Raw genomic sequence first — 2433 nt, 5'->3', positions numbered from 1 at the left:
TATACGACGACAATTACTCTGGCCGGTCTGACGACAACTACTTTGGCCGGTAGCACTTAAGCTACACCGCCTTTCCCCGGAGCTCGGACAGGAGCGGGATGGCGGTCACCAAGCAACAGGTCAGGGTTTACATGTCACAACGAAACGAAGGGAAGTCGCAGGTTGCGGCGGCGGCCAAGGCGGGGCTATCCGAACGCACGGCGCGCCGCATCGAGCAAGGCACGGCCGGCCATCCGCCGGCCCCACGACGCTGGCGGACGCGGGAGGATCCGTTTGCCGCGGTCTGGGGTGAGATCCGCGCGCAACTGGAACGGGAGCCCGGTCTGGCCGCGCTCACACTCCTGGAGTGGCTGCAGGCGCGCTATCCAGAGCAGTATCCGGACACGCTACTGCGCACGCTTCAACGGCGGGTCAAGGCCTGGCGAGCACGGCACGGACCGGCCAAGGAGGTCATGTTCCCCCAGGTGCATCAGCCCGGGCTGCGTGGGCTATCCGACTTCACTCTTCTCAAGCAGATCGTCATCACAATCCGCGGCGAGGTGCTGGATCACCGGTTGTTCCATTTCCGCCTGGCCTACAGCGGTTGGTGCCATGTCCGGGTGGTGCTCGGCGGCGAGAGCTACCCGGCCTTGGCCGAAGGCGTGACCGAGGCTCTGGAACATCTCGGCGGCGTGCCCGCCGAGCATCGCACGGACAGCCTGTCGGCGGCATTCCGCAATCTCGATCGCCAGGCCCAGTCGGACATGACCGCGCGTTACGATGCGCTATGCGTCCATTACGGGATGCGCGCGAGTCGTAACAACCCCGGGCGCGGGCATGAAAACGGGAGTATCGAGGCGGCGCATGGTCATCTCAAACGACGCATTCGCCAGCGCCTGTCACTCCGCGGGTCTCACGACTTCGACGACCTGGCCGCTTATCGGGCGTTCATCACCGCCGTGGCCACGAGCATCAACCGTCGCAATGCCCCGCGTATCGCGGCCGAGCGCGCCGCACTGGCGCCGTTGCCATGTCGCCGCGGTGTGGACTACACCGAGACGATCGTACGGGTCACGAGTTCGAGCACGATCACACTCAACCATGAGCTGTATTCCGTGCCGGCCCGACTGATCGGCGAGCGTCTGCGCGTGCATCGTTATGATGATCGCCTGGTGCTCTATCACGGGGGCCAGGAGTTGATGTGTCTGCCGCGGGCGGCGCCCGGCCGCGCCGGCGCGCGGCGGCGCTGTATCGACTACCGGCACGTCATCACCTGGCTGGCCCGCAAGCCGCGGGCTCTGGCCGGGCTCGCCTTCCGCGACGATCTGCTGCCCGGTGCCGCATGGCGCACGGTCTACCAGCGACTCGACCGGCAACTGGCCACCGACGACTGCTGCAAGCGCGTGGTGGGCGCGTTACAGCTGGCCGCCGAACACGATCGCGCCGACACGATCGGGGCCTATTGGCTCGATGCCCTGGATCGCGGCCAATCCCCGACGCTGGCCGAGCTGCAAGCACGCTTCGGCGCGGCGAACGCCGTGCGCCCGGTGCCGGCGATCCACACCGGCCAGCACGCACTGGCCGACTACAACGCGCTACTCGGGGATCTCTGTCATGGCTGATGCCGCGACCCTGCCATTACTCCTGCGCCAGCTGCGCCTGCCAACGATGGCCGGTTGCCACGCCGAGGTCACCGAGCGGGCGTTCGCGCAAGGCTGGAGCGTGTCCGAGACGTTGGCAACATTGTGTGAGTATGAACTCGCCGAGCGCGAGCGGCGACGCTTACAGCGCTTTCTCAAGGAAGCCCGTCTACCCGCCGGCAAGACGCTGGCGAACTTCGAGTTCGACGCGATCACCGGCGCTGACCGGCAACAGCTCAGTGCGCTGGCCTGCGAGACCGGCTGGATCGAGGCCGCCCGCAATCTCTTGCTGTTCGGGCCCTCCGGTCTGGGTAAAAGCCATCTCGCCGCGGCCATCGGCCACGCGCTGGTCGATCAGGGGCAGCGGGTGCGCTATATGCCCGCTTCCGAGCTGGTTCAGGACCTGCAAACCGCCAAGCACGCCCTCCGACTCGCGGAGGCCCTGAGCAAGCTCGACAAATACCGGCTACTGATCATCGATGATATCGGGTATGTGCAACGCTCAGAGGCCGAAACCTCGGTGTTGTTCGAGCTCATCGCGCATCGCTACGAAGCGGGCAGCGTGTTGATCACATCGAATCAGCCGTTCTCCGCTTGGGATCGGATCTTCCCCGACGACATGATGGCCGTCGCCGCCATCGACCGGCTCATCCATCACGCGCACATCGTCGAACTCGGCGGTGAAAGCTATCGGCGACGGGCTTACACCCGGCAACGACAGGAGAAAATAACCGAGAACAGCTAATCAGCGAACGCATCATCGACCGGCCATTCTAATTGTCATCAAACCGGTCAAAGTAGTTGACGTCGGATA

General features: G+C 65.1%; 2 protein-coding genes. Both read left to right on the top strand.

Annotated elements, in window-relative coordinates; genetic code table 11:
• The first annotated feature begins 98 nt into the window (after window positions 1-98).
• Window positions 99-1601: an IS21 family transposase gene (gene istA / locus ACS8Y6_RS18295; RefSeq protein ID WP_440856231.1), complete on the top strand. Its 1503-nt coding sequence runs from the start codon at window positions 99-101 to the stop codon at window positions 1599-1601.
• Window positions 1594-2364 (top strand): IS21-like element helper ATPase IstB, encoded by a 771-nt coding sequence (gene istB / locus ACS8Y6_RS18290; RefSeq protein ID WP_440856230.1) that lies wholly within the window; start codon window positions 1594-1596, stop codon window positions 2362-2364. The genes istA and istB overlap by 8 nt, the downstream gene beginning before the upstream one ends.
• Window positions 2365-2433: the final 69 nt, after the last annotated feature.

The sequence above is a fragment of the Salinisphaera sp. RV14 genome (assembly GCF_052044135.1).
GTDB lineage: Bacteria > Pseudomonadota > Gammaproteobacteria > Nevskiales > Salinisphaeraceae > Salinisphaera.
This window is presented reverse-complemented; position numbering and strand designations above follow the sequence as displayed.